This is a genomic window from Endozoicomonas sp. ONNA2, assembly GCF_024606365.1.
In the GTDB taxonomy this organism is placed as follows: Bacteria; Pseudomonadota; Gammaproteobacteria; order Pseudomonadales; family Endozoicomonadaceae; genus Endozoicomonas.
Window position 1 is genome coordinate 1 of sequence record NZ_JAHHPO010000613.1, and the last position, 3,083, is coordinate 3,083.

Below are 3,083 nucleotides of genomic sequence, written 5' to 3' on the forward strand. Positions count from 1 at the left end.
ATTCTTAAATAAACTTTCTCTATGTCATGACGTACGATCAGTGGTAATCAGGTATAAATAAGCATGTGTTCGAAAAAATTTCCGGTTTAGCTGTGTCATCATGCCGCCTGATACTGACGTGGATAAACTGTCAATCCTTGAAAATCAACGTTTGGAAAATGTCAAGGCCGGTGTCGATATTCATTTAATTCAAAGTTTTGAAGATTTGTCTATTATAAATTGCTGCTAATCTTGCGCACGACCACATGGATGTGGAACAGGGCAACTCAGGATGCCAAAGCCGAGGACTTTGTCTTTCTTGGGGATTTTCGCCGCATCGGGGAGTACGGACAACCGGGCAAGACTCCCACAGAGCGGTAAAGGACAAGTGAGAGCGGTAACACGTTTATGAAATATCGGGGTTCCGGAACCGCCTTGAAATATACTCCATATTTGAGATGCAAGCCAGTTGGCAGAAATTAATATTCCAACCATTCAAGCGGCTACTGTTCTGTGTTTAAATCGCAAAGGAACAAAGGACGCAAAAAGAAAGGCTCTTCTCCATGTTCCTTTGTGGTTCACTCTTTACCCGAGCGGTGCAAATCAGGAAGTCATATCATCAAAGAACTTCTTGACGCCATCAAAGAAGGATTGCTTTTTAGGCGACTGGTGCCCGACACCTTCTGTTTTGAAGGTGTCATCCAGCTCCTTGAGCAACTCTTTCTGACGTTCCGTCAGTTTCACCGGAGTTTCGACCACAACCCGGCACATGAGATCTCCAGCACTGCCTCCACGGACCGGGATAACACCCTTGCCACGCAGACGGAACAGTTTACCCGTCTGGGTTTCAACGGGGATCTTCAGCTTCACCCGGCCTTCCAGGGTGGGGACTTCCAGTTCACCGCCCAGTGCCGCATCCACAAATGTAATGGGTACTTCACAGTACAGGTGTTTGCCATCACGTTGGAAGATCGGATGATCAGCAACACTGACCTGAACATACAGGTCACCGGCTGGCCCACCATTTACACCAGCTTCACCTTCACCAGCCAGACGGATACGGTCGCCAGTATCAACACCGGGTGGAATCTTGACCGAGAGGGTCTTGTATTCCTGCACGCGGCCTTCACCGTGGCAGACGTTACAGGGATCCTTGATCATCTTGCCAGTGCCGCGACAGTCAGGACAGGTTTGCTGCACAGAAAAGAAGCCCTGCTGCATACGCACCTGGCCAATACCACCACAGGTAGTACAGCTGACCGGTTGAGTACCTTTTTTCGCACCAGAGCCATTACACTCCGTGCAAGGGACCAGTGTAGGAATACGGATTTTCTTGGTGACGCCGCGAACGGCCTCTTCAAGGCTGAGTTCCAGCTGATAGCGAAGATCGGCGCCACGCTGAACGGAACTGCGGCTGCGGCCACCGCCAGCACCGAAAATATCACCAAAGACATCGCCGAAAATATCGCCGAAATTACCACCGGCAAAACCACCAGCACCACCCATGCCATTCATGTTCGGGTCGACACCGGCATGACCATACTGATCGTAGGCCGATTTTTTCTGGCTGTCGGAAAGAATTTCAAACGCTTCGTTAATCTCCTTGAAACTCTCTTCCGCTGCTTTATCACCGGGGTTACGGTCGGGGTGATATTTCATGGCCATACGACGATAGGCCTTTTTTATGTCCTTGTCCGAAGCGCTCCTGTCTACACCCAGCACTTCGTAGTAGTCGCGTTTTGACATCAGAAAAACCCTGAGCTATCTGCATTCACCAGTCGAGCATGAAAACACAGAGCTAACTGGATTCATGGTCAAGTCTGACAAAGCCATTATTTTGATATATACGACAACGCGGGAATGAATCCCGCGTTGTGACCTTATCACCAGTCATTGATGATCGTAACGGTCTTACTTCTTGTCATCTTTTACTTCTTCAAACTCAGCGTCAACAGCGTCGTCAGCTGCCTCGGCCTTTTGCTCGGTACCAGCGTCAGCCTGGGCTTCGCCCTGCTGCTGAGCTTCAGCATACATCTTCTGGGCCAGACCTGCAGACGCTTCGGACAGCACCTTGGTCTTGGCTTCAAGTTCTTCCTTATCGTCACCCTTGACAGCAGCTTCAACGTCTTCGATCGCCTTGGTGATGGCCGCCTTCTCTTCTTCAGTGGCCTTGTCACCGGCTTCTTCCAGCGTCTTGCGGGTTGAGTGAACCAGGGCATCTGCCTGATTACGGACAGCCGCCAGTTCTTCGAACTTCTTGTCATCTGCCGCGTTGGCTTCTGCGTCCTTGACCATTTGTTCGATTTCTTCGTCTGACAGACCGGAAGATGCCTTGATGACAATAGACTGTTCTTTGCCAGTTGCCTTGTCTTTTGCAGAAACATTCAAAATGCCGTTGGCATCCAGGTCGAAGCTGACTTCGATCTGTGGCATGCCACGGGGTGCTGGAGGAATGTCTGTCAGGTCAAAACGACCCAGGGACTTGTTGTGAGTCGCCTGTTTGCGCTCACCCTGCAGAACATGAATGGTGACTGCACCCTGGTTGTCGTCGGCAGTCGAAAATACCTGGGACTTTTTGGTTGGGATAGTGGTGTTTTTTTCGATCAGCGGAGTCATAACGCCGCCCATGGTTTCGATACCCAGGGTCAGCGGCGTGACATCCAGCAGCAGAACGTCTTTAACGTCACCGGCCAGAACTGCAGCCTGAATGGCAGCACCCATGGCAACTGCTTCGTCAGGGTTAACGTCCTTGCGAGGCTCCTTGCCAAAGAACTCGGCCACTTTCTTCTGAACCAGTGGCATACGGGTCTGACCACCCACCAGGATAACTTCGTCGATGTCAGAAAGATCCAGGTCAGAGTCCTTGACGGCGATGCGGCATGGCTCCAGAGAACGGGCAACCAGGTCTTCTACCAGGGATTCCAGCTTGGCACGGCTGACTTTAACGTTCAGGTGCTTGGGTCCGGTAGCATCAGCCGTGATGTATGGCAGGTTGACGTCGGTCTGCTGGGTAGATGACAGTTCAATCTTGGCTTTCTCGGCGGCTTCTTTCAGACGCTGCATGGCCAGTGGATCGCCTCTGAGGTCGATGCCCTGGTCTTTCT

Annotated in this window: 2 protein-coding genes; both read right to left on the reverse strand. The window is 51.2% G+C overall.

Annotated features, from left to right (window positions below; translation table 11 throughout):
• Positions 1-582: 582 nt before the first annotated feature.
• Positions 583-1,725: a molecular chaperone DnaJ gene (gene dnaJ / locus KDK14_RS10810; protein WP_257265118.1), complete on the reverse strand. Its 1,143-nt coding sequence runs from the start codon at positions 1,723-1,725 to the stop codon at positions 583-585.
• 165 nt (positions 1,726-1,890) lie between these two features.
• Positions 1,891-3,083 (reverse strand): Hsp70 family protein (locus KDK14_RS10815; protein WP_257265119.1); only part of this gene is annotated, 1,193 nt, incomplete at its 5' end.